The sequence below is a fragment of the Patescibacteria group bacterium genome (genome assembly GCA_004297735.1).
In the GTDB taxonomy this organism is placed as follows: domain Bacteria; phylum Patescibacteriota; class Saccharimonadia; order UBA4664; family SCTI01; genus SCTI01.
This window is the reverse complement of the sequence record SCTI01000002.1, coordinates 191305-214759: the sequence shown is the minus strand read 5'-3', so window position 1 is coordinate 214759 and position 23455 is coordinate 191305. Positions and strand designations below refer to the sequence as shown.

The following is a 23455-nucleotide window of genomic DNA, read 5'->3' as shown; positions in this document are numbered from 1 at the left end:
GCTACAATATAAACATGAGCGCTAAAGACACTAAAAACAGCCAACCAAAAGAGTTTCCCGGGCAGCATCCCGGAGAGGAGGTGGTATTGGTGTTTCGGCAGCATCCGGTGGTGCTTCGCCGACAGTTAATTTATGGCATGCTGGCGATACTTGTTGGGATTGGGCCACTGCTAATCTGGCCACTCTCCGATATCGCGTTGTACATCATGATCGGCACACCGTTCCTGGTTTTGGCCTACTGGTTTTATTACTGGATTGGCTGGTATTACAGCGTTTATATTGTGACCAATCGCCGACTTATCGACATTACTCAGCACGGCCTGTTCAACCGCAAGGTTAGTGAGGTTGGCTTCGAAAAAGTACAGTCAATTAACTACCACATTAAGGGTTTGCAGGCGGCCCTGCTTAAGTTTGGCGATATTAACGTTCAAACCTATACCGGAGAGTGGGTTTTGCGTAGCGTGATGCACCCCGAAGAGGTCCACTCCCAGATGATGGAGGTGGCTCATCACATCACCTCGACACCCCCAACGAATTAAGGTAGGATAACTAGTAGCATAAGGAGTTTTGGTTTTGGACGACAGCAAGAAACCGGCTAAGAGGGCAGTTGCGCGTAAGGCGGCTCCTAAAAAGTCATCATCACATAAAGCAACAAAAACTAATGAGTCAAAGGCCGCTCAGCCGGTTGTCGCATCACCCGAAGTTGGTTCAGGGATTGCTTCAAGCGCTACCGTAATGCCGCCAACCGATTCAAACTCTAAAAAATCTAGCTCTTCTAGCAAGCGTAACTGGTTGATTATTGGTGGCACCATTGTAGGCATCATCGCTGTCTTCCTGTTAGTGTTTGGTGTTTTGATCTACAAGTATAAGAGCGACAATCGAGTTGTACAGGTGGTCGCAAACATCGTGCCTTATCCGGCTGAGAAGGTTAATAATACCTGGGTCACCTACGGCACCTACTTGTTTGAGGTTAACTCCATCAAGCACTACTACCAGAGTCAAAGCAGTGAGAGCGGCGGTCAGCAGATTGACTTTACCAGCGAGGACGGCAAGAAGCGCTTAAAGCAGCTCGAAGAGCAGGTTCTTACGCAGTTGCAACAAGAGGCGGTGGTGCGCCAGATTGCTAAGCAGCAAAAGGTGACCGTAACCGAAAAAGAGGTTAAAGAGCAGGTTGATCAAATCACCAAGTCGGCCGGTGGCGAAGATAAGGTTAAGGAAGTCTTAAAGAAGTACTACGGTTGGGATAAGGGTGATTTGCAAAAGAAGATTCGCTTCCAGTTGCTCAAGCAGAAGACCAGCGAAAAGCTACAGGACGACCCAAGCATGAACGCTCAGGCCAAGGCTAAGGCCGAAGAGGCACTTAAGCAGGTGCAGGGTGGCGGTGATTTCGCCGAGCTAGCTAAGAAGTACTCGCAAGATAGCAGTGCGGCCAATGGCGGAGACCTCGGGTTCTTTAGCAAAGGCCAGATGGTGCCAGAGTTCGAAAAAGCGGCCTTTGAGTTGCAGCCGGGTCAGATTTCCGGCCTCGTTAAGACCAAGTACGGTTATCACATTATTAAGGTGACCGAAAAGAAGGACGACCAAGTTCGTGCCTCCCACATCTTGATTAAGGGTGTTGATTTCGACCAGTACGTTGAGGATCAGCTCAAGCAGGCTAAGGTTAATCAGTACATTAAGCCCTAGCTAATTTAGTTAAGATTGAACCTAAAAAGCGCCCATCTGGGCGCTTTTTAGTGTACAGATATAGTACAATCAGATCATGCCAAAGTTACTTAAAGTTCTTATTAATCTAGTCGTGGTTGGGCTGCTAGCCGGGCTGGCCTACGGCCTGTACAGCTATAGTGATGAGATTCAAGACTGGTGGGTTCTGCGTAGCTATCAGCCGCCAGCTAATATCTCGCAGCTGGCTGATCAGGCTTCAATGAATGAGCAGGGGAGGCGACTGTTTTACCGGGCTAACCCCGAAATTACCGCCGATCGCAATCAGTTAGCCGAACGCTGTCGGATCCAAGACGCCAACACCATTGAGCTGGGCTGCTACCTGTCGACCAACAAGATCTACCTGCTTGATGTGCAGCAGGCGGACCTAGCCGATGAGATGCCGGTTACCGCCGCTCATGAGATGCTACATGCTGCCTACGACCGGCTGAGCCGTCAGGAGCGCGACCAACTCAATACCGAGTTGCGCCGGTTTTATTCAACCATTGTCGACCCCAAGCTCAAGGAGCGCTTGGCGGTTTATGCCAAGCTGGATGCCGGCGACCAGCTTAATGAGCTGCACTCTATTTTGGGTACCGAGCGCGCGGTGTTATCGCCGCAGCTAGAACGCTATTACTCCCGTTACTTTAATGACCGCACCGTCGTCGTAGCCGCCAACGACCGCTTTAACCGCACCTTTGATGGTCTGCGCGCCGAAATCGATGCGCTCAACCAAGAGATTGAGGCGACCAGGGCTAAAATGAACGTTCAGCTCGCCCGCGGCCAGGTGATTGCCTACAACGCTCAGGTGCCAGCCATTAACGCTAAAATTAGCACCTATAACGCCAAGGTTGATCAGTACAACCGTTATGCTAGTGCATTGTTGGGTAGAGAGCAGGTCGCTCCGGCTACGCAATAGAACCGCTAGTTAACGACCGAGCGCCTTTTTAATTACGTGTCGGCGGTGCCAAATAAAGTAAATAACTGCCACCGTTATAACCGCTACCACCGCATAGCTTAGCAGTCCAACCGCGTGGGCGATCTTTTGGTACTGGTCCCCGAGCATGTAGCCGGCTACCACCAGCAAGGTAGTCCAAACCAGGGTGCCCAAAAAGGTCGCCACCATGAACGGCACCGGGTGCATCTTGCTCAATCCAGCCGGCAGCGAGATGACGGTGCGGAGGCCAGGTATCATCCGGCAGATAAACACCGCCATAATCGCGTTACGATCAAACCAGGCATCGGCTCGTTCGACATCCTTTTTGCCAATTCCAAACCACTTGCCGTAACGTTCAACCAGGCGATAGATAACCGGATCGGGAACTAGGTGGGCAATCGCGTAAATAACGGTTGAGCCAAGCGTCGCCCCGATCGAAGCAATTAAAATCACTAGAGGCAGCCAGAGCTTGCCGTTGGCAGCTGCAAAACCGGCTAGCGGTAGCACAATCTCAGAGGGGACTAGCGGGAAGACCACCTCAATGATCATTAAAATAACAATGCCGCCGTAACCAAATGAGGCGGTTAAATCTAAAATTGCTTGTTCCATGCGATCTATTATAGCGTAAATGTATCAGCTAAGTGTAAACAAAAAGACCCCCTTACAGCAGGGTCTTTCCTTGCGGTAAGGGGGTTAATGGCTGGGCCGTTTCCTGGTATAAACGGCGTAGCGTTCTCGAGGAAGCGACCAAGTCATACTCAGGCCGTACCACCATATTGGCCCGAGTGTTTCGATGAAGGTTCCTTTTTGAGGCTGTGGCCGCCGCCCGGTTAGGCGGTAAGGAGTCCTATCCCACAGCGTTGGCCCAACGATGTCATGACTGAGGACGACCACGTATCCAGCTTCGGGGTTGGTGACCTCGAGCTTGATCAACCGTCGCTTGGACCTCAGCAGAATCATGTCGCCACCGTTCAGCTTGCGGATGTCTACTCGCCATTTCGGGAGCCACATCCGCGACATCCAGGAGTCTTGCATTCTATCCTTTCGGTCGGGTTGGGATCAGGTGCGGAGAGTTTTCCAGCCAGGTGATCGTACCTTCTGTACCGGGCTTGATTTTGCCGGCATGTACCAGGCAGCGTGGATGCTTGGTACCGTTTGCTTCGACCAGGCTGACTGCAGCTTCATCGCAGATGCCTGCTCCAGCCATACCGACCTCACCTAGGTATGTACAGCGGGGCGGATCCAGCTCAATTGAGGCTTCCATGATCGCTCCTGGTTGGGGGTTTGGTACCTCTGATTATCGGACAACAGAATATCCGATAATATAATAATTATTTAATTAGTTCAACCTTTATTAAATAAAAGTCAGAGCTTGGCCGGTGCGTCCGGCGCGGCCGGTACGGCCAATGCGGTGAATGTAGTCTTCGTAGGTCGCCGGCTGATCAAAGTTAATCACGTGGCTTACCTTTGGAATGTCCAGGCCACGGGCGGCAACATCGGTTGCCACTAATACTGAAACCTGGCCGCTCTTAAAGGCCCGCAGTGACTTCTGACGCTTTGGCTGGGTTTTGTTACCATGAATCGCCTCGGCAGCAATGCCAATCCGAGTTAGGTTATCGGCCAGTCGTTGTACGCCGAACTTGGTCTGTCCAAAAATCAGAACCTTCTCGAAGTCGGGCTGGCGCAGCATCTCTTCCAGAATACGGAACTTATCTTCCTTCGAGCCACCGCGAATGACGTTTTGCTCGACCTGGCTACTGGTGTCGCCGGTGCGAACCGAAACGGTAACCGGATCGGTCATAATCCCGTGAATCAGCTGTTTAATCTCAGGTGTGAGAGTAGCGCTAAAGCATAGCGACTGGCGCTTATCCGGCAGCTGACCGAGTAAAAAGCGAATGTCCTGAATGAAGCCCATATCCAACATGTGGTCGGCTTCGTCCAGTACCACTACGCCAACCTTGTTTAGTGGCAAGTGATTATTGTTAAACAAATCCTTAAGTCGCCCAGGAGTTCCAATGATTACCTGTGGGCGTCGCCTTAACTGAGCAATCTGACGGTGAATGCTTACACCGCCCAGGCACAGCGCCGATTTTAGGTGGGTATGCTTGGCGAACTCTTTAAACTCATCATCGATCTGGACCGCTAGCTCGCGAGTCGGGGCCATAATCAAAGCGATTCCTAGTTGTGGCTGATTTACCAAGCGGTGAATGATCGGTAGGGTAAAGGCCGCCGTTTTACCGGTACCGGTATTGGCGAGACCAATCACATCGCGACCTTCCATTGCCGGCTTGATTGCACCGTCCTGAATTGGAGTAGGGGTAGAGTAGCCCTTGGCCGCCAGCGCTTTTTCTAGCTGAGGCAGTAAGCCAAAGTCGTTAAAGCTATGTTCAGGCACAAATGGTGCCTCTTCGGCCCGCTCTACGGCGGTGTTTACGAATCGTGACGGGTCAATGTACTTACCGTGCTGGCCACCACCATTACGTCGGCGATTACCTCCGCCAAACTTATTATTACGAAATACCTTCCCGCCTCGGGTAGAGGGGGACTTAAAACTTGATTTACGTTGCATGAATACCTTTCTGCTACTCGGCTGACGAACAGTCGAGACCAGAAGTCTAACATTCATCACTACTGCCTGGTTATAAAGTGGCAGTACCTGTAGTTGAGATAAAGCATAACATAATTACTAAAAAATGTCTAATATTAAACATTAACAATTCATTAAAAGTCGCGATAAGTTTTCTCGGACCTTCTCTCAATCGCCAGGATATGGATAGAATCATCCACTTGTCGGTAAATAATACGCAACCTACCTTTGCGGAGGCGAAAAATATCCTCGTGACCCTTAAGTCGGCTAATCTGTAAACCAAGAATATCACCCGTTTTGAGCTGTAATAACATCGTTTTCACGATCGCTCTCTCTTTAGTACTGAGCTTGGCCAGCTGCTTCGTAAGCTTATCGGTCATCAGCGGGTGCTACAGTCGCTTTAGAAGTTCGTCAATATCTACGCCACCCCTTTTAACAGCGGTAAAATCTGCCGCTAACTCCCAGCGATCCTGAGTTGAGCTCAGTTTTCGCAAAATAGAGTCACGAATAAAATCGCTACGGGTGGAGTACTCACCTTGGGCGGCCTTATCCATCTCGTCTACCAGTTTTACTGGCAGGGATATATTAATAGTCCGAGTATTTGATAGTTTCTTCATACAATAAATATACAATAATTGTATGTTTATTGTCAATATGTTCAACGGGTAGAAAGACCCGGTGCAGTAGGTGGCTATTTGCTAAAGCCGAGGTAAGAAAACTCAATATCGCTTTCATGGCCTCTTTGCTCATCGTAAGGTCGAGTAATGTTGGCTTTTTCAAAAACCATTACGCTTGAATACGTATGAATCGCCTTTATGCTCTTGGTATACTTATTTACTTTAAACCGTTTTTTGTCTCGGCTATGCCAAGCGTTTAATTGATCGATAAGATCTTTGGCAAATTCAATAAAAGTACCGCGCTTGTGGTAGCCACCCCCATATAGCTTCCAGTAGCTGGTGTGGAGATCCTCTATTAAGTAAACACCGCCATCGCTCATAGCTGGCCACATTTCTTCAAAGGTTGTAATCTGCTGCTTCATTGTGTGACCGCCGTCATCAATGATTACGTCAATTGGTCCAATTTCTTTGCGAAGCTTTCGTAAAAAGCTGCGACTTGCCTGGTCGCCGGTAAAAATTTCAATCTGCTTTTCTTCAAACTGCTTGCATCCGGGGTTTATATCTACTCCAATTATGCGTGCCTTGCGCCCAAAATATTTTTTCCACATTTGCAGTGAGCCACCATGAAGCACCCCAAACTCCACAACCGTAACTGGTCGTTTACGAAACTGCTTAAAATACCGATCGTAGATATCAAAATAATGAACCCATTTATATATTTGGCGCCCCTTATTTTTATAAAAGTATTTTTCTAACCGGTTTGACATAAATGCAGTATAACAAAATACGAAAAAGCCCCCATACAGCAGGGATTTTCCGTACTGCATGAGGACTAGATGGGGGTCCGTATGGTGGCGGTGATTAGGACAACTTGCCCGCGAGCTCTACTAGACGCTCCAGGCGATTTGGGTCGTTCGTGGTATCGTCCCGATAGTGGAGGATTACGCCCAACCCCAAAGTCCCGCTCTGATCTTGTTCATACTCCTTGAGGGCATGTTCTGCTGTGCCCGCCAACGTGAGTATGCGGTGGTAGAGGTCCAGCTCCGCAGGAGAGTTTCCGAGGAGCGGTTCAACCTTTTTGCCGAGAGCGGCGACTATCTGTGCGCGTTCAACCAGCTTTGCTCTATAGCCCTCAGCATCTTGCGCTCCCTGAAGGCGGGCATCTGCCTCCAGGCGGAGCCGCTCGCAGTCGGTGTTGGCCTGCTCTAGTACGTCTTTGACCTTACTGAAGGTAGTCATTGCTTTACTCCCTATTGTAGGACGAAAGATTATTTATTATATAATAAAAATGAAATAATTGCAATAGCCAGAGACGGCTTATTCTCGGTTGATAACTTGCGAATACTCCTTAAGCGTATGCAGACCAAGCTCAGCACGGCGCTCATCAACAAGCTCAGGATCTTGAATCGGTTGCGGGATATGCTTGCCCTTGCCGCTTGGTCGGTAAAACTGGGTGCCATAGATTTGGGGCTTGCCTCGGCTTACTAAGGTGCGATCGGTGAGGTAAGCGATGTTAATCGGGTCAACATCATTGGCCTTTTTTCCCATCAAATCCAGGCAAGTAAGCTGAAACTCCAGGTCATGATCGGCATGCTGAACCAACAACCAAGCCGCCTCAGAGCCATCCTTGTCGACCATAGAGACTGTCGGCCAGCCATTTTGCTCGACAATCTGCTTCATTCGCGTTGTGTGTAGGTGATCAAGCTCTTTGACCCGCTCAACCCACTTAGGGTCATTGTGCTTGTCTGGCCACTGCAGGCGCAAAGATTGATCGGCTTTACGCATCGCTAGCAGTTCGGTCCGTAGCTCTTTATTCTCCATGTCTAGATAATGAGAGGGTGAGGGGATAAGGTCAAATGCATAAAAAAGGAAAGAGCCCCAAACGGCAGGGATTTCCTTGCTGCTTGGGGCTAGCCGGCCGGGCACTCACCGCGCTGAACTCGGATCGCATTGGCCTCGTTGCGTAGCTGATCCCAGATGTGCGCCCGGGCGACGCCACGGATGAACTCGAGCAGATCGAGCGGCTTGAATGAGCTACCTTCCTGGTGCCAAGCAGCGAGCGTGGGGAGTAGCGCCTCTTGGTCCTCCCTATCCGGCACGATCAGGCCGTAGCCGGCTTCGCACAGCTCGTTGACGAAGCGGATGGCTGCGTGCAGGTTGGGGATCAGATGCTTCACCGTGTGTTCGGCGGTTTCGAAGTAGGCATCCTCATGACCCTCCCTATCGAGGTAGTCGGCCTTATAGGCCTCCAGAACCTTCTGAGCCATGCGTACGAGCGATGGCGTCAGCCCCAGCGAAATGGTGCTTGGCATGTTGTTTTGACCTCCTGGTCGAACAAGCCTCCTCTTATAGAGGCCACAAGTACATACTTATAGCATAAAACTCTTATAAATACAAATGAAAAGCCTCCGCCGGTCTCTCTGCATACATACTACGAAGAAACCCCCAGAGGGGCCTTCATAAAACTTCATGAAAACCCATGGGGGTTAGATGGTGGCGAACAAGATGATCGCCGCCGTAAAACTGAAGCAGGCTCCGACGATGAGAACCGTCATCTGGTTCAGCATGTGGTAGTAGCCACGCGGCGCTTCCTTGAGGTAGCTGCGGTAGCCCCACCTGGCAAGCCAGAGAAGCCCTCCGCCTGTCGCCAGTAGGAAGACGCCCAACACGATATGCACGAGGGTGTTCATCGATCTGCTCCTAGTCGTCTTCAGTCGGTTCGAGCGACATCTTGATGATGTCGACCGCGTACATCCAGATCCAGCTCCCGCCATTGACGTAGAGCCGTGGGAAGCCGACCACGTTGTCGTCTCCCATGCGCCGAACCTTCTCGAGCTGGAGTCCCGGCATGTCCACGACCGCGCAGAGACCAGCGTCGGGCCGATAGATCACGAAGGTGAAGCGACCGTCGCAGTCACCCGAGGCATCACGTACGCATGAGGCACCCTCTAGCCCGCAGTCGGCGATGAGGGTCTTGATGTTGGTGGCCGCGTTGTCCTCATCCGCACCGTACACCGGACCGGTTCCCATATCTGCCATGAATGGGCTGGGCATGGCTGCTCCTTTAGTTGAGTGCTTACGCACCAGGTACACTTGAAAAGATTGTTATATTATAACATAAATATTAAATAATTGCAATGATGGGTCGTATCGGATGAGGTTAGAACTTTTCCGCACCAGAATAGCAAAAGCGCCCCGCACGCAGCGGGCTGGTACGGAATCTCTCCGTAGAGCTTTTGCTGCGCACGAGGCGCTGGGAGTCACGAGACTGGCTGAGCCAGCTTGAGGCCGCGAGCCTCGAGGTACTCAGTCAGCTCCTTTAGCAGGTGATCACCCACGCTGGGGATCTTGAGGATATCTTCCTCCGTAAGAGCCAGCAGCTCATTGAGGGTGCCAATCCTTTCTGCCAGTCTGTTGAGTAGCCGTTGAGAAAGCGGCAAGTTCTTTACCGGTGGGTTGAAGCGGCGAGGCATTCGCATTACCACGTAGCTTTGTGGCTCGAGCGGCGACTGAAGGAGGTTTTTTGTCTCATTGATCTGCATCTTCACTCTCTCGGGCGAACAGTTGTACGAGACCCCAAGGTATTTGAGCGTAGATCCCTGGCGATCAGCACTCGGCTGACCATTGTCATCTAGGCCGTAATGCATCTTTACGAACGTGAGGGCTCGCTCGGAGTCGAGAGTGGCAAGGCAGCTACGCCAGTTGGCGCTCCACCAAGCCCGCTCTTCGAGCCAACGCTTGGTGTGTGCCGGGGTGATTCCTGACATGGTAGGTTCTTCCTGTAGAGTCTTTACAGAATTAGGATTAATTACTATACCACAAAACACTTATAATTGCAATGGCGGGCCCGACCGGATTCGAACCGGCGATCTCCTCCGTGACAGGGAGGCATGTTAGGCCTCTACACCACGAGCCCACGCCAAAAGAACTGGCTTATAGTAGCAGTTTTGGACTACTTTGGCAATGACTATCAGGTGGGCTGAACACAAAAACTACCCAAAACATTAACCATAAGTTGAATAGTGTGGGGGCAGGGTATAAAATGGAGCTAATGGAGCCAGATAAACCAGTTAGAGGCAAGAAGCGAGCGGCCACGGTAAAGAGCGGTACTCGTAAGGGGCTGGATGCCACACCGGCTTCGAGCGCTCATGTGATCGACCTGCGCCAACACGGCAAGTCGGCTATTGCGGCGCCAACCGAGCCAACCCCGGCACCAGCTGCCGTTAAAAAACCTCAACCCGAGGTGAAGCCGCGCAAAGAGGAGCCAGCTCCGGTTAAGCCACCTGAGGCGCCACCGGTACAGCCAATTGCGCCTCAACCAGATGACTTGGTTGCCGGCGAAGCGGTTGATGTGGTTAAGGTGCAGAGCAGTCGCAAGCGTTTTTGGGGTGCTTTTATTCGGTTTATTTTGCTTTTGATCATCTTAGGGGGTCTGGTCTTTGGGGGAGTGTACCTCTATTTGACCATGTACCAAAAGTAGAGCCATGCATCAAACTCAACCCAACGCCGTTAAGCAGTGGATCACCGTAAGCGCCATTACCTTGCTGTGCGCCGCCGGCGTTACTTGGATGCAGTTGGCACCCAGCGTAATTATTGATCCGGTCCGAAGCTGGCTCCAGGGCCAGCCATCGACTCCCGCCCCAGACCCCGACCCAACGCCCACCGCCACTCAGCCGACCAAGGTTGAGCCTCAGCCAGTGGCAGCGGCGCCTAAAGCCGCTCCGGCACCAGCTGTGGCGCCGGCCGCCAAGACCGCTATTACGGTGTCTTATGTTAATGTGCGGGCGGGTAAGAGTACGACTACGGCAATCGTTACCAACCTGGAGGCCGGTACCGTGGTGCAGCTCCGTGACGACGCCAACTCAACCTGGCAAGGCATCACTTACCAGGGTAAAAACGGCTACATTTATAAAGATTATTTGCAGGCGCAATAGGCATTAGCGCAAACTGCTAAAACTAACATAACTAACATGGCGAGGTTTGTAACAACCGCCATGTTGCATTGAGCCCTATCTTGCAATACTGAGGTCAGTAACTAATGGATGGGGAAGAGAGTATGAGTAGATCTCGTGGTAAGAAAATCAAAGATTTAAGGGCTAATCCGTATGAGGATCCGCAGCTATTTTATATGACACTGGAGGAGGCCAAGGATCTAATTGCCAGTCAGTTTGAGTTTGATATGCTGGCTGAGCGCCACGAGCGGCGCAAGATGAAGAAGGCTAGACCAGCGTAACAGCCCTTGACATTTGGTATGAATTAAATGTATAATTCATACCATGACATATAAAACCATACTCACCGACAAGGGTACGACCACTATTCCGAAGGATATTCGCGATCATCTTGGTATTAAACCAGGTATGTTGGTTTCGTTTACTCGAAATCGATACGGAGAGTATGTAGTTGGCCGCGAGCAGACCATTCAAGAGCTGCGGGCCGCCAACAAGCAGGCTCTCGCAAAAGCCAAGACTGCTCACAAGGAGTATGTTAGCGGGGCGGGGTATACTGCACAGGTAAAAGGGTCGGTTTAAGGTGTTAGATACGAATGTGCTCCTAGACTGGTTGCTTGACCGTGACGTAGATCGAACCGCTAAAATCGACGCGCTGTTGGTGCGTTCGCCGGAGCTGCAGATTCCAGATGCAATTATTGTGGAGCTTGCCTTCGCGCTGGAGAAGTTTTATGAGCTTCCACGAGAGACGGTGGCTGATAATCTCAATAAGGTAGTTGATGAGCCGGTTTTTAACTGTAACCGCATCATGTTCCGCCGAGCAATCACCGAGTATTTAGACCATCCCGCCTTATCATTCTTGGATTGCTGCCTTATGAATTACGCTGAGCTGCAGGGCGCCCTGCCGGTTTGGACATTTGATAAAAAGCTGGTTAATCAGAGTTCTGGGCGAGCAAAGGCATTGGTGTAGGTATAATTCCTGGAGCTGATAAGTGGGCTTAAGCCGCTTTTAATATTGTAAAATACAAAAAAAGTGTTATTATTTGCGGCATGACCATTGCAGATAATAAACCAAAGGTGATGCTCGGAATTATTTTTGGACTGTGGCTTGCCTACGTCTTTATGAAGTTGAGTGTCATTAATATATTCCTGCCAGCTACCGGCTTAGCAAATCCAATGATAGGAGAAAAGCCTTCGTTGTCTTGGAAAGAACACTGCTATAAGCAAGATAGTTTTTGTGCCAAGTTTCCGGGTAAACCATCAGTCCAGAGTAGTGAGATGTATCAGCAGGCTAAATATGGAGTTAATAATGGGCCGCTGTATAGCACCGGGGTGATGGTCGATGGCAATCTCGATGCCACACTGACCCAGGAGCAACAATATGCCTCAGCCATTGAAGGGCTGACCCTCGCTGGGTTAACCGTGGGTTCGGTCTCTGATGTTAAGCTAGATGGTCAGCCGGCTAAGCGCGTTGATATTAACCACCAAGAACAAGGGACAGGCACGGCAGTCATCGCGATTTATAATGGGAAGCGGTATGTAATAAATTCAATCGGCTCTCAATCAGAACCTATCGATACAGAAGGCTTTATAAATTCGTTCCGCTTTATTAAATAATTACTGGAGCGGGTAAGGGGAGTCGAACCCCTCTCTCAACCTTGGGAAGGTCGCGTTCTACCGATGAACTATACCCGCATGACCTTATTAAATGGAGCCGATGAGCGGATTTGAACCGCTGACCTCTGCTTTACGAAAGCATTGCTCTACCAACTGAGCTACATCGGCCGATGGTGTCGGCGGGCAACACCTTGGTATTTAACCAAAAAAGTGGTGGTTTTTCTAGTATAATGCAAGCATGCCTGTAACATCCTTTTTATCACGGTTACACCCCAACCATCTTCGCCAACATCCAATTCTGGCCGATCCAGTGTCGCTAACCGCCCTGCTGGTTGCGGCGGGAGTCAACATCGCCAACCTGGTTTTGGTGGCGGCCAAGCTACGCCAGGTGGACTATCCGGTGCCGGTTCATTATCTCAGTTTTGTCGGCTTTGACCAGATGGGGCCGTGGTACCAGAACTACCGTCTGGGCTTGTTTGCGGTGGCGGTAACAATCTTAAACACCGCTCTAGCGGCCAAAGCCTTTGGGCGCAACCGGCTAGCCAGCTTCTTTTTGTTGATTGGCGCGGCGGCGGTTGCGGTGCTGTGTTTGGTAATTAGCTCGGCCTTTATTGCGGTAGTATGAGTAGCTCGGCGACCGATTCAAGCTTTAAAAAATCAACCAAACCGAGCGTTCGGTATCAGCCGCTGGTTGACCGGCGCTGGTTTATCCGTGCGCTTGAGATTCTGCCTGGCGTAACCACCTGGTTGCTACTGGTTTTACCGGTTGTTCTAAGTATTTTTGCGCCAATGGTGGTGGTTTATGGCATTATTGCTTTTTACCTGTTCTGGCTACTACGGGCTTTTCGTTACAGCTCATATTTGATCTTGGGTTACCGCACTATGGGCAAGGTTGAGCGAACCGACTGGTCGGAACGAGTGGACTGGTTGCGCCACCCCGACGAATATCTGGCAAAGGCAGAGCGCCGGATGCGCGATTTATTGCGAACTCACCCTAGCGCCGCCAGCCGATGGCAAAGTTTTGGCAGTAACAGCCAGTACCGCCAGCGCTATTTGGAGCTGCATAATCAGATTCAAACCTTGCGCGATATTCAGGGGCGCCAAACGGCTACGCTTGATCCCGATTCAATTTACCACGTGGTTATTATGGCTGTTTATAATGAGGCGCGCGATATTATTGAGCCATCGGTTAAGGCTTTATTTGATGTTGATTATCCCGCTAAGAAGATTATGCTAGCGATTGCATACGAGGAGCGGGGGCCAGAGGAGACCAAGCAGGTAGCGCGGGAGCTAGCCGATCGCTACGCCGACCGTTTTGGGCTGTGCGTGGCGATTGAGCATCCCGACGGTATTGCCGGTGAGGTGATCGGCAAGGGCGGCAACATTACCAACGCCGGTCGTCAACTAGCCGAGCAGCTCCAAGGCCAGGGGCTAGACCCGGAGCGAGTGGTGGTAACCACCTTTGATTCCGACCACCGCGCCAGTCGTCAGTACTTCTCGGTCTTAACCTATCTTTACTGCATTGATCCAAACCGCAGCCGCAAAAGCTTTCAACCGGTTCCAATGTTCTACAACAACATTTGGGACGCCCCGGCTCCGATGCGAATTATTGCCACCAACAACTCTTTTTGGCACCTAATTGAGACCATGCGCCCGCACCGTTTGCGTAACTTTTCGGCCCATGCCCAGGGTTTGCGAGCGCTGTTGGATACCGATTTTTGGAGCGTTTCGACTCCGGTTGAAGACGGCCATCAGTACTGGCGCAGCTGGCTGGCCTTTGACGGCGACCATCAGGTGGTACCAATGTACACTCCGGTGTTTCAGGACGCGGTACTGGCCGAGACCTATCCCAAGACCTTTGTGGCGCAGTACAAGCAGCTGCGCCGCTGGGCCTATGGCATCTCCGACTTTCCTTATGTGGTACGCCACTGCTTAATTAACAGTCGGATTGGTTTTTGGAACAAGTCGGTCCACGTTTTTCGCTTACTCGAAGGGCACATTGCCTGGTCGACCACCGCGTTAATTGTGACCTTTGGCGCTTGGTTGCCGCTGTTTTTAAATGAGCGGTTCAGCCGCCAAGAGCTGGCTCATCAGCTACCGGTGATTGCCAGCAACTTGCAGAACATAGCTCTAGTTGGGTTGATTATCATGGTGGCCATTAGCATGATCTCGCTACCGCCACGTCCGGCCCGCTACCGCAGCAGCCGTCGCTTGTTTTTGTTACTGCAATGGGTGCTGGTGCCGGTGGTTTCGATTGCTTTTAGCGCCACCGCCGCGATTGATGCTCAAACCCGATTGATGCTCGGCAAATACCTGGCCTTCCAAGTAACCCCTAAGAGTCGGCGGAAATGATTTACTTCTTAGCCTTTGTTGCTAGTTTTTTGTTGTCGCTGGCACTTACGCCGCTGGTGCGTCAGTTTGCGCTGCAGCGCGGCATTCTGGCCTATCCGGGTGATCGTAAAATTCATGTTAAGCCGATCCCGTATCTGGGTGGATTGGCCATATTTGGCTCCTTTTTAATTACGGCCACCTTGTTTTTGCCTTTTGGACGACAGCTTGGCGCGCTTTTATTAGCCGCCACCGTTTTAGCAGTGGTGGGGGCGATCGATGACGTTAAGGGTCTTAGCCCCTGGGCCAGATTGGGCTGGCAAACGCTGGCAGCCTGTATCGCCTTGGCCGGCGGCATTGGTATTACCGCCATCTCTAACCCGCTCGGAGGAACCATTGATCTAACCTACGGTCGGTTTGCGGTTGAGTTGATCGGCTTCCAGTTTCACATTACACCGGTTGCCAACCTGTTGAGTATTTTGTGGATGGTCGGTATGGTCAACGTCATCAACTTCTTAGATGGTCTCGATGGCTTGGCTAGTGGAGTGTCCGGTATCGCCGCCCTGGTGATTGCCGCTCTATCGCTGACCCCACAGGTTGATCAGCCGCTGGTCGCTCTACTGGCCTTTTTGCTGGCCGGTTCAACGCTGGGCTTTCTGCCATTCAACTTTTATCCCGCCAAAATTTTTATGGGGGACTCAGGGTCTTATTTTCTGGGGTTGATGCTGGCCATGCTGGCCATTTACTCCGGCGGCAAGCTAGCCACCATTTTGCTGGTGCTTGGTTTTACCATTATTGATGCGCTGTGGGCGGCTATTCGGCGAATTCGTAAGGGGGTCCATCCCTTTACAGCCGACCGTGAGCACCTGCACCACCTGCTGCTGCAAGCCGGGTTGTCGCAGCGCCTGGCGGTTATCGCCCTGTATCTGTTGGCCGGTCTATTTGGCGTAATTGCCTTAATGTCAGAACGGTTTCATAAACTAGTGGCTCTGCTGGTGCTGTTGGTGGTTGTGGTGGTGTTAATTGCTAGCCTGATTAGAATTGGACGACATCGCCAGCCGTTGCAATAAAATGGTCAGGTTCGTCCTGATTGCGGTATAATAGGGGGTGTAAGAGGGGGTCTACCCATGAGTCGTAAACATTTACAAGATGTCATTAAGTACCTGCAAGAGTTCTACAAGTGCCCCTCCTGTGATACCAGCTACCACTTGGACGACATTAACTACCTGGGAGATTTAAATCGTTACGGTTTTGTTCAGCTTAACTGTCACGAATGCTCACTACCGGTTTTGACGGCGGTGCCAATTGGTCAGGCCGGGGGTCGGTCTAAAACCGATCTGCGTCAAGCCGAGGAGGCCAAGTTTGCCACCATGGGTGAGATTAGAGCTGAAGAAATCGCCGAGTTTCATCGGCTAATCTCTAAGCGTCGCGGCGGCTTTCGCTCCACCCAGGTTTAATTACTATTAAATAGGAATTTTCTATGTCTTCGACCGCTACAACCGATAAGATTGTGCTAACTGCTACCACCCGGGAGCAGCGCGGCAAATCTGTTAACCAGTTGCGCCAACAGGGTCAAACTCCAGCCGTTATTTATGGCCACGGTAGCGACACTCAAAGTATCACCATTAACACTCGCGATCTGTCACGGGCCTACGCTCGGGCCGGTGGTAACCAAATTATTGGAGTTAAGATTGATGATGCTCGCCAAAAAAACGCTTTGTTCCATGATGTACAGATTGATGCCCCTAGCGGCCGAATCTTACACGCCGATTTTTACCTAGTTAAGATGGATGAAAAGATTAAGACCGAGATTCCGCTGCATATGATCGGCGAGTCAACCGCGGTCTACCAGCAGGAGGGTAGTTTGGTCCGCCCACTGGAATCGATTGAGGTCGAGGCATTGCCAGGTGACTTGCCCGAATCAATTGAGTATGACATCTCGGTGTTAGATGATTTTGATAAGAGTATTACCGTGGCCGACCTTAAGATCCCAGCTGGGGTAGAGGTTTTAACCGCCCCCGAAGAGCTGGTTGCTAAGGTTGAGCCACCTCGTAGCGACGAGGAGCTTGAGGAGCTGGATGCTGAGATTGACGAGCAGGCCGAAATGCCTGAGGGCGCGGTCGAAGAGGGCGAGGAAGAGGTTGTTACCGAAGATGACGAGCCAACTCGCAAGGAGCCAGAAGGTAAGGCTGGCGGCGCCGAAAGCACACCCCCAGGAGAGGGCGCTAAAAACAGCTAATTTGTTTTAGATGTCGTTGATCTATCTGTAAGACCGCCCCCAAAGCGGTCTTACTTTTTGGGTACATATTTGAAATTTGCATAATTGGAAAATTTGCTAACATTTTGCAAAATTTACCAAATTCAAAAAACTAACCCACACGTAAGCTCAGGTTAAAAATTGATTTTACCCACTCCCAAAACCCGGTGGGTAGATATTATTAGTACTTCTTTAATTCCCGCCGTAACTGCGCTTCATTTACCACATCCGCCTGGTTGGCCAGGTAACGCATAAACGCGGCCATATTGTAGTGCTTTAGGGTAGCAAGCACTATCTGGGCAATTTGATCGGTGTGGATCTCTTCTTTCTTGGTGTCTAGAATGCGAGACTCAACCGTATCGGTTACCGCATCAACCACATTTTGCTTACCACTAATCTCTAAAAACGCCCCATAAATACCACTAAACAGCTTGGCGCGAGAGTAGCGCTCGCGCTTTCCACTTTTTTTCATTACCTTCATAAATCCTAAATCAGCTGCTTCATAAGTAGTAAATGACTCATGACAGCTCAAGCATCGCCTACGTCGCCAAATCTGAGTACCAAATTTGGTCGGGCGACTGTTATAAACATCGGTAGTCTCGGCACGACAGTAGGGGCACTTCATTCTCAGGCCTCCATCTTGGTTTTAATTAGGTTAAACCAAATAAAAAGTGCTCTCGGCTGTACGAACTTAAACTTAAGTTCAACCGAGAGCTTCCTTACCACAAGAAGTATTGTAGGCGAGGGGGCTAAGGCTGTAAAGACTTTTTTCAAATCCATGACAATATGTTGTCATGTGACTATTAAAATCACAAGTGGAAAACTCTTTTAGCATGGGGAAAAGTACTCGTCACTCCTGTTGGGTGCGGGAGCGGCATGACCACATCTGTGGCTATCATCTGTTGTCGCAACTCGTTACCATGAATATGTCCGGTTATCACACCCGGAGGAACCATGACAGAGCCTAGACACCAGTACGTTGGAATCGCAGCTACAACCAGCATTGAAGAAATTTATAAGCTGCAAGAGATTTTGCGCCTAGTGAGGTGGCCAGAATCGGTTTGGTTCATGAATGGACCTCTGGTTAGTCGGAAGACACTTGTAGGTGAGCCACCAAGCAATCCGGCCCAATACCCCCAGATCAGCCAGGTCGCAGATCTAATGGTGAGTGACGATCGGTTCTTCAACGTGGTTCACTTTAATAGCCGAGATCCTCGGCTTTGCCAGCAGCTGAATCAGATAATGCAGTTCATTCCTCGAGCTCAGGGTATTCAGCTCAACATTAGCTGGCCTGAGCCTGGTCAGCTGACTGAGTTTAGGCAGGTTTACCCCCAACCCAATCTGATTCTTCAGGTAAGCCGCTTTGCTTATCGTGAAGCAGGAGGCTCTCCTGCGCGCCTAATCCAACGGCTTAAGCCTTACGAGGGGCTTGTTGACTACGTGCTGTTTGATCCGAGCGGGGGCGAGGGCATTTCTTTTGACCTAGTCGAAGCGGTGTCGGTACTTGAAGCCGAGGTTGATTCGGGCCTCGATTTTGGCTGGGGTGTGACTGGTGGCCTGGATGCTGATCGGGTCTATCGGCTTCAAGAGCTACTCGATATCTACCCGCAGCTATGCTGGGACGCCCAGTCGAGGCTACGCTCTGGTGATGAGCAAGACACCCTGTCGATTGCGCGCTGTTTCGAATTCCTGGCCGAAAGCTCACGCTTGCTCAAGCAATACCAGTAAGCGTGAGCTATTAAGGGGTCGGGTCCATTACGGACTCGGCCCTTAAGTCTGTAGGGTCTTTTCTGAGGCCATCTGGTGGGCGTTACCAAAGCCAATTCGGTCTCGAGCCTGCTGGCTACCCAGATGCAGGGCCGGCTTAATGGTGCCTCGCCCCCAGCGCCCATTGATTTGATCAACCACCGAGCTTATCTGCTTAAACGGGGTTTTTTCGGGGAATAGAGACAGAGTTAGATCGGCTTGAGGCGAGAGCCGGGATAAGCTTACGTCTACCAGGCGCACCGGTTGATCTAGGGGTATGTCTTTAAGGAGCTTGCTGGCGTGCCTGACGCAGCTGTCTGCATCCCAGAACGGATAGTGGGTGTAGTAGCGACGATATTGCTTGCTACGGTCGCTATAGCGCAAACCAACCGACAGACAGCGCGCCGCTAGTCCGGCTAGCCGTAGGCGATAGGAGGCCCGATGGCAAAGCTGACTGGCCACTAGCGCTATCTGGTCATATTCGGTGGCCGGTTCAGGGGTTATGGTGGTTTGGTGGCCAATCATACCGCGCTTGGTTTGGCGCCCATCAACCTCATAGCCGCGCAGTCGTAGATACCAGCGAGTTCCCTCAATACCGAAAGCCTGCTCTAGCAGCTGGTGGGAGGCTTGGTAGAAGCCTTGCGGGGTGGTAATCCCTAGTCGGTTAAGCCGTCGCTCCATCCGCCAGGAGATGCCGTATAGATCGGTTAGCTCTAGCAGCTCATAGTAGACTGGCAGGTCTTCCGGTCTTAGCTCGGCAATGCCTCCGGGTTTGTGTAGCTTGGTGGCCATTTTAGCTAAAAAGCGGTTGCTGGCTATTCCGACGGAGCAGCTTAGCTGGCTGCCAACCTTAAATATGCGCTCTTGCACCTCATGGGCAACCTTAGGAGCAGTTGGTACCAAGTCATACGGCACGGTTAGAGCGGCCTCATCGATGCTTCGCACCTCTACCTGGCAGCGGGTTTCGGCTAGCTCGGCCATGATGGCGCTATGGAATTGGCGGTAGCTAGTGGGGGTGTCGGCGAGCAAGACTAGACCGGGGCATAGCTGCTTAGCCATTCGAACCGGTGTACCGGTGCGGACGCCAAGTCGCTTAGCTTCGATCGAAGCGGCTATAACCGAGGTGGCATTATGTAGAAAGGGGCAGATCGCGACCGGCTTACCCCGCAAATCCGGGTTTACTTGCTGTTCAACCGAGGCAAAAAAGGAGTCCATGTCGATATAGATAATCCTTCCGTGCACCGGCTGCTGGGATAGCAGTCGCTCAATCCCCATGGCTTTAGCTGCGGGCAAAAGCTAGTGCGTCGGCCGCCTTAATTCGAGCCCGGCTCTGTCGCTCCTGCTGCCGGCGGCGGTAGTGGGCTATCAGGGCCCATAGCTGCTGGCTAAGAGCCTGGTACTGCTTGCGTATCTCGGCAGTGCTCCCAAAGGACTCTTTTTGGTACTGGCTTAGCAGCTCTCTGACCTGGCGAATGGCGGTTCGAGCTAGATTGAGGGTTTCGACTTTAAGGCTGTAGCTGTAGCGCTGATCGGCCTCGCTGATGTAATGGGCGACCGTAGCGCTACCACGCCTCAGCTCATCTCCGAGGCCATAGAACTCCGAAGCGGGGAGTTGTTTGATCAACTCATGAATATCGTCCTCTAGCTGTCGACTTAGCTGATAAACTCTTAACTTATGCCTTGATGTTGTAAGCTGCTGCTTCATAACAACTCCTCCTGCTTAGAAGTATCCCCACATCTATTATACCGAACAAAAGGCGAACAAGCAAGCCACAATAAAACCGGCTAAGTCAGCCGGCTATTGCTGCGAGGTGTGTGGGTTGGTGTCGGGGGTCTCAACAATTGGTTGATTTATGTCGCGGCTGAGTTCAGCTAGCTGCTCTTTTGGTAGGGTAGGGACGCCGGACGTGGCTCGGTTGCCGGTGTTGGTGTTCGAAACGGTATGGGGGTTACCGCCCTCAATTTTTTCGTAAAACAAGGCGTAAGAGTCAAGGTTGGAGTAGCGACTCATATTTAAACTCTCCTCATTAATATGGGTTAAAGCCCAATAAATTTAGCGATCCACTTTGTGAGACCGCCCAAACTGCCTATAAGGATAGTTTTTATTAACAAAAATGTCAAATTACAACTTTTACAAAAAATTGCAAGTATGGCAGTTGGTTTTTGTAAGAAGGCAGTACCCGGGTCTTTAATTAGAGCTATTGGTGGCTGGTAGCTCTGAATCTTGATAGAACATTAAGCCAAGTTTGATTTGCAGGGCATCCTCAAACTTGCGCGGGTCAAGGCCAATTAAGCGGCTTACTTTATCGAGTCGGTAGATTAAAGTATTGCGGTGAACATGCAGCTTTTGGGCCGCGTTGGTGAGGTTCAAACCGTTTTCTAAAAACAACCGCACCGTTTTATAAAGCTGCTCGTCGCGTAAGAGTGGGTGGAGGATTTGATGCGCCAACTCAGCCTTGTGCTCGTAGGCGGTATTAGCCAAGGTGACAAACATGCCAACCTGGCGGATGTGATACAGCTGGCCTTCGCCCCAAACTCGCGATCCTACGCTTAGAGCCAACTTTGACTCCTGATAGCTTTTGCGCAGTCCTCCTAGGTCGGGGTAGTACTGACCAACCCCAATGGTAACGCGATTGCTGGGTAACTTTTGCGCCAGGCTACGATGCAGGTAGGCGCCCTTATCCTTTAAAAAGCGGGTGGTGTTGCGGGTGTTGAGGCCACTGCCGCCAATACCCTTTAGCACCACAAAAACCTCATCGCCCAAATAGGCCACTACATTATCTGGCTCATCGTCAAACAGAGCCTGGATGGTGGTGATAATCTCGGCAATCTGGCCGTTAGGGGTTAGCTCGTCGGTTTGATTTGAGTCGCCATTTTTACTAGTAGGCTCAAGGCCCCCAACTCGCACCAGCATTACAGCTTGAGGAGCGCGAATATTAAGCTGCAGGATATCGGCTTGACGATAGCGCTCATTGGTGTCGATTTGGGTTGAAGTGAGCAGCTCGCGCAAGAACTTGGCCTGCACGCCGCCAGACGGCTGCACTCTTTCTAACAAAAAGTGCTGATGGGTTACCACCTCGGTGAGTCCCTGCAGTAAGCTAAGTGCCTCCGGGGTAACCTGCACGTCCTCTTCGATCACGCCAAAGGCACCGATGGTCTGCTGCTCGTACACAAAAGGGCACCAAGACACGCTGGTTTCGCCAACGCTGCCGCGGATCACCTTGCCCTCCTGACAGGCCCTTAGTCCATCAAGAATGGCGCCCTTAACTGGCAAACCGGCGGTGTTTCCCGCCATTAAGCGGCCCTGCTGGTCGGTAACCAAAATCCGTCGACCCAAAACCAACTGGGCCCGGCTCACAATCTCGTTGCTGATTTTGGGAGTTAGCTTCATTTTTGATTCTGCTCCACAAATCTAGCAAACAACATGGCCAGCTTAATCTGAACGGCGTCTTCGAACACCCGCGGATCCAAGTCGAGTGCCTCGGTAATGCGTTCGAGACGGTAGACCAGGGTGTTACGGTGAATACCAAGCTCGTTGGCGGTTTGAGTAAGGGCCATGTTGTTACTAAAAAAGCTTTCTAAAGTCTCGTTCACATGCTCGTGGGTGCTGAGCTTGTCGAGTAGCTCGCGGCTAAAGTAGCTGTTTGACTCATCCACTCCCGAAAGCAGTGGCGCGACCACTCCAAAGTCATCAATGTGGTATACTCGGTTGTCATCCCAGTTTTGAGAGCCCAACTCGATGGCCGATAGCGCCTCATCATAACTTTGGCGCAAGCCCTCGATCCCAGGATGGTAGTTGCCAACTCCAATGGTGATGGGCTGCTTTATTTCACCCTTTAAAATGCCGTACAGCGTGCCGGTTGAGCGCTTAAATCGTTCGAGCGAGGTGGTCATGTCTTCTTCGCCCAACTCCTTTAAGATGCAAAAGCTGTTGTGGCCCAAATAAGCCACAACGTTGCTGGTGGTGGCGGTGTAGTAGGAGTTAAGGCCACGGTTGAGGCCGAACTTGTAGCGACTAATTCGCAACTCGCGATCGCTGATGTCGCGGATCTCGCCGGTCAACACTGGGTCGTCAACGTTGACGACCAGCGCGAGGCGGGGGAGCTCAAAATCAATATCAAACAGTCTAGCCTCGGCCGATATGGTCGCAAAGTCGGTTAATGATCCGGTAACCAAGTCGTAAATAAACTTGTCCAGCCGCTCCTCTTGGTGAGGCAGCCGCTCTATTAATAGGGATTGATGGAGGATAAGTTCGGATATTGATTGTATGAGTGGCGCAATCTCTTGATGATTGGGCATCTCTCGCGATAAAACCACATAGCCAATGGTTGAGTTATCGTGTGCCAAGCCGATAGCCCAGGGTATGGCCTGAATGTCGGCACTCTCGTCTACGCGCGGGTCGCTGGTGGCCAAAATGGTGCCGTTAACATCGGTCACCGACAGCGGCTGGCCAACTAGACCGGCTACCTTTGAGTGAATCTTGTCGGCAATCGACTGCGTTAACATAGCTGAATCCCCACTTTGGCGTCTTGTACAAAGCTTACCGTGGGGGACCTTGTAACAGCAAGCGTAAGCGGATTACATTTTTGGCGGGTTGCATAAAGCGACATGGCTCCGTTGATGGCTCCTGCGTTCGCTATCACGCTCACTGCGGAGGCATCAACTGCGCCAAGCTATTATGAGATTGAAAAAACCGTCCAAATCAGCTATATTCTCTTG

Annotated in this window: 32 protein-coding genes and 3 tRNA genes; 14 read left to right on the top strand and 21 right to left on the bottom strand. The window is 51.2% G+C overall.

From position 1 onward, the window contains the following. Window positions 1-14 precede the first annotated feature (14 nt). From EPO04_02790 to EPO04_02780, 3 genes are all read left to right on the top strand, one after another. Window positions 15-539: a PH domain-containing protein gene (locus EPO04_02790; GenBank protein TAK89008.1), complete on the top strand. Its 525-nt coding sequence runs from the start codon at window positions 15-17 to the stop codon at window positions 537-539. Between the two features lie 34 nt (window positions 540-573). Then, on the top strand, window positions 574-1683 hold the full coding sequence (locus EPO04_02785) for a hypothetical protein (GenBank protein TAK89007.1): 1110 nt from the start codon (window positions 574-576) through the stop codon (window positions 1681-1683). Window positions 1684-1759: 76 nt separating this feature from the next. Continuing rightward, a complete protein-coding gene (locus tag EPO04_02780; protein ID TAK89006.1) occupies window positions 1760-2617 on the top strand; it encodes a hypothetical protein in 858 nt (285 codons plus the stop codon). A gap of 9 nt (window positions 2618-2626) precedes the next feature. Here the strand turns inward: EPO04_02780 and EPO04_02775 are convergent, their stop codons facing one another. The 13 genes from EPO04_02775 to EPO04_02715 form a co-directional block, all read right to left on the bottom strand. Then, window positions 2627-3244 (bottom strand): DedA family protein, encoded by a 618-nt coding sequence (locus tag EPO04_02775; GenBank protein TAK89005.1) that lies wholly within the window; start codon window positions 3242-3244, stop codon window positions 2627-2629. 84 nt (window positions 3245-3328) lie between these two features. After that, a complete protein-coding gene (locus tag EPO04_02770; GenBank protein ID TAK89004.1) occupies window positions 3329-3670 on the bottom strand; it encodes a hypothetical protein in 342 nt (113 codons plus the stop codon). Window position 3671: 1 nt separating this feature from the next. After that, window positions 3672-3899 (bottom strand): hypothetical protein, encoded by a 228-nt coding sequence (locus tag EPO04_02765; protein ID TAK89003.1) that lies wholly within the window; start codon window positions 3897-3899, stop codon window positions 3672-3674. Between the two features lie 90 nt (window positions 3900-3989). Then, on the bottom strand, window positions 3990-5261 hold the full coding sequence (locus tag EPO04_02760; protein TAK89002.1) for a DEAD/DEAH box helicase: 1272 nt from the start codon (window positions 5259-5261) through the stop codon (window positions 3990-3992). A 350-nt stretch (window positions 5262-5611) separates the two neighbouring features. Beyond that, the gene (locus EPO04_02755; GenBank protein TAK89001.1) at window positions 5612-5839 is read right to left on the bottom strand and encodes a ribbon-helix-helix protein, CopG family; all 228 of its coding nucleotides are present in this window, start codon (window positions 5837-5839) and stop codon (window positions 5612-5614) included. 74 nt (window positions 5840-5913) lie between these two features. Next, window positions 5914-6666 carry a class I SAM-dependent methyltransferase gene (locus EPO04_02750; GenBank protein ID TAK89000.1) on the bottom strand — a complete coding sequence of 251 codons (753 nt, stop codon included), beginning with the start codon at window positions 6664-6666 and terminating at the stop codon, window positions 5914-5916. A 34-nt stretch (window positions 6667-6700) separates the two neighbouring features. Then, window positions 6701-7078 carry a hypothetical protein gene (locus EPO04_02745; GenBank protein TAK88999.1) on the bottom strand — a complete coding sequence of 126 codons (378 nt, stop codon included), beginning with the start codon at window positions 7076-7078 and terminating at the stop codon, window positions 6701-6703. A 78-nt stretch (window positions 7079-7156) separates the two neighbouring features. Beyond that, window positions 7157-7660 (bottom strand): hypothetical protein, encoded by a 504-nt coding sequence (locus EPO04_02740; GenBank protein TAK88998.1) that lies wholly within the window; start codon window positions 7658-7660, stop codon window positions 7157-7159. A gap of 89 nt (window positions 7661-7749) precedes the next feature. Beyond that, window positions 7750-8151, bottom strand: a complete 402-nt coding sequence (locus tag EPO04_02735; GenBank protein TAK88997.1) for a hypothetical protein — start codon at window positions 8149-8151, stop codon at window positions 7750-7752. A gap of 174 nt (window positions 8152-8325) precedes the next feature. Continuing rightward, the gene (locus EPO04_02730; GenBank protein TAK88996.1) at window positions 8326-8529 is read right to left on the bottom strand and encodes a hypothetical protein; all 204 of its coding nucleotides are present in this window, start codon (window positions 8527-8529) and stop codon (window positions 8326-8328) included. A 10-nt stretch (window positions 8530-8539) separates the two neighbouring features. Further along, on the bottom strand, window positions 8540-8893 hold the full coding sequence (locus EPO04_02725) for a hypothetical protein (protein TAK88995.1): 354 nt from the start codon (window positions 8891-8893) through the stop codon (window positions 8540-8542). A 206-nt stretch (window positions 8894-9099) separates the two neighbouring features. Beyond that, the gene (locus EPO04_02720) at window positions 9100-9606 is read right to left on the bottom strand and encodes a hypothetical protein (protein ID TAK88994.1); all 507 of its coding nucleotides are present in this window, start codon (window positions 9604-9606) and stop codon (window positions 9100-9102) included. Between the two features lie 72 nt (window positions 9607-9678). After that, a tRNA-Asp gene (locus EPO04_02715) sits at window positions 9679-9755 on the bottom strand. Window positions 9756-9890: 135 nt separating this feature from the next. Here EPO04_02715 and EPO04_02710 point away from each other — a divergent pair. The 5 genes from EPO04_02710 to EPO04_02690 all read left to right on the top strand — a co-directional run bounded on the left by EPO04_02710 (window position 9891) and on the right by EPO04_02690 (window position 12405). After that, complete coding sequence (locus EPO04_02710; protein ID TAK88993.1) at window positions 9891-10319, top strand: hypothetical protein; 429 nt, start codon at window positions 9891-9893, stop codon at window positions 10317-10319. A gap of 4 nt (window positions 10320-10323) precedes the next feature. Continuing rightward, window positions 10324-10773 (top strand): SH3 domain-containing protein, encoded by a 450-nt coding sequence (locus EPO04_02705; GenBank protein TAK88992.1) that lies wholly within the window; start codon window positions 10324-10326, stop codon window positions 10771-10773. 342 nt (window positions 10774-11115) lie between these two features. Then, window positions 11116-11370: a hypothetical protein gene (locus EPO04_02700; protein TAK88991.1), complete on the top strand. Its 255-nt coding sequence runs from the start codon at window positions 11116-11118 to the stop codon at window positions 11368-11370. 1 nt (window position 11371) lies between these two features. Next, window positions 11372-11758 (top strand): PIN domain-containing protein, encoded by a 387-nt coding sequence (locus tag EPO04_02695; GenBank protein TAK88990.1) that lies wholly within the window; start codon window positions 11372-11374, stop codon window positions 11756-11758. A gap of 80 nt (window positions 11759-11838) precedes the next feature. Beyond that, window positions 11839-12405 carry a hypothetical protein gene (locus EPO04_02690; protein TAK88989.1) on the top strand — a complete coding sequence of 189 codons (567 nt, stop codon included), beginning with the start codon at window positions 11839-11841 and terminating at the stop codon, window positions 12403-12405. A gap of 4 nt (window positions 12406-12409) precedes the next feature. Here EPO04_02690 and EPO04_02685 read toward each other — a convergent pair. Both EPO04_02685 and EPO04_02680 read right to left on the bottom strand, forming a co-directional pair. Then, window positions 12410-12483: transfer RNA gene (locus tag EPO04_02685), tRNA-Gly, on the bottom strand. A 14-nt stretch (window positions 12484-12497) separates the two neighbouring features. Then, window positions 12498-12573 (bottom strand) — tRNA-Thr (locus EPO04_02680). 70 nt (window positions 12574-12643) lie between these two features. Between EPO04_02680 and EPO04_02675 the strand changes: the two genes are divergently transcribed. The 5 genes from EPO04_02675 to EPO04_02655 are packed head-to-tail and all read left to right on the top strand — an operon-like array spanning window position 12644 to window position 16972. Further along, complete coding sequence (locus EPO04_02675) at window positions 12644-13030, top strand: hypothetical protein (protein ID TAK88988.1); 387 nt, start codon at window positions 12644-12646, stop codon at window positions 13028-13030. Then, window positions 13027-14757, top strand: a complete 1731-nt coding sequence (locus EPO04_02670) for a hypothetical protein (protein TAK88987.1) — start codon at window positions 13027-13029, stop codon at window positions 14755-14757. The genes EPO04_02675 and EPO04_02670 overlap by 4 nt, the downstream gene beginning before the upstream one ends. Then, the gene (locus tag EPO04_02665; GenBank protein ID TAK88986.1) at window positions 14754-15803 is read left to right on the top strand and encodes an undecaprenyl/decaprenyl-phosphate alpha-N-acetylglucosaminyl 1-phosphate transferase; all 1050 of its coding nucleotides are present in this window, start codon (window positions 14754-14756) and stop codon (window positions 15801-15803) included. Before EPO04_02670 ends, EPO04_02665 begins: the two co-directional genes overlap by 4 nt. 57 nt (window positions 15804-15860) lie before the next feature. Continuing rightward, the gene (locus EPO04_02660; GenBank protein TAK88985.1) at window positions 15861-16190 is read left to right on the top strand and encodes a hypothetical protein; all 330 of its coding nucleotides are present in this window, start codon (window positions 15861-15863) and stop codon (window positions 16188-16190) included. A 23-nt stretch (window positions 16191-16213) separates the two neighbouring features. Further along, a complete protein-coding gene (locus tag EPO04_02655) occupies window positions 16214-16972 on the top strand; it encodes a 50S ribosomal protein L25 (protein ID TAK88984.1) in 759 nt (252 codons plus the stop codon). 199 nt (window positions 16973-17171) lie between these two features. Here EPO04_02655 and nrdR read toward each other — a convergent pair whose 3' ends face one another. Next, window positions 17172-17615 (bottom strand): transcriptional repressor NrdR, encoded by a 444-nt coding sequence (gene nrdR, locus EPO04_02650; GenBank protein ID TAK88983.1) that lies wholly within the window; start codon window positions 17613-17615, stop codon window positions 17172-17174. Between the two features lie 329 nt (window positions 17616-17944). On the opposite strand from nrdR, the gene EPO04_02645 reads away from it, so the two are divergent. Next, window positions 17945-18718 carry a hypothetical protein gene (locus EPO04_02645; GenBank protein TAK88982.1) on the top strand — a complete coding sequence of 258 codons (774 nt, stop codon included), beginning with the start codon at window positions 17945-17947 and terminating at the stop codon, window positions 18716-18718. Between the two features lie 42 nt (window positions 18719-18760). Here the strand turns inward: EPO04_02645 and EPO04_02640 are convergent, their stop codons facing one another. The 5 genes from EPO04_02640 to EPO04_02620 form a co-directional block, all read right to left on the bottom strand. Further along, window positions 18761-20011 carry a DNA polymerase IV gene (locus EPO04_02640; protein ID TAK88981.1) on the bottom strand — a complete coding sequence of 417 codons (1251 nt, stop codon included), beginning with the start codon at window positions 20009-20011 and terminating at the stop codon, window positions 18761-18763. A 4-nt stretch (window positions 20012-20015) separates the two neighbouring features. Then, on the bottom strand, window positions 20016-20441 hold the full coding sequence (locus EPO04_02635) for a four helix bundle protein (GenBank protein TAK88980.1): 426 nt from the start codon (window positions 20439-20441) through the stop codon (window positions 20016-20018). A gap of 93 nt (window positions 20442-20534) precedes the next feature. Next, window positions 20535-20747 (bottom strand): hypothetical protein, encoded by a 213-nt coding sequence (locus tag EPO04_02630; protein ID TAK88979.1) that lies wholly within the window; start codon window positions 20745-20747, stop codon window positions 20535-20537. Window positions 20748-20924: 177 nt separating this feature from the next. After that, window positions 20925-22127 (bottom strand): hypothetical protein, encoded by a 1203-nt coding sequence (locus tag EPO04_02625; protein ID TAK88978.1) that lies wholly within the window; start codon window positions 22125-22127, stop codon window positions 20925-20927. Beyond that, window positions 22124-23242, bottom strand: a complete 1119-nt coding sequence (locus EPO04_02620) for a hypothetical protein (GenBank protein TAK88977.1) — start codon at window positions 23240-23242, stop codon at window positions 22124-22126. Before EPO04_02620 ends, EPO04_02625 begins: the two co-directional genes overlap by 4 nt. Between the last annotated feature and the right edge of the window lie 213 nt (window positions 23243-23455).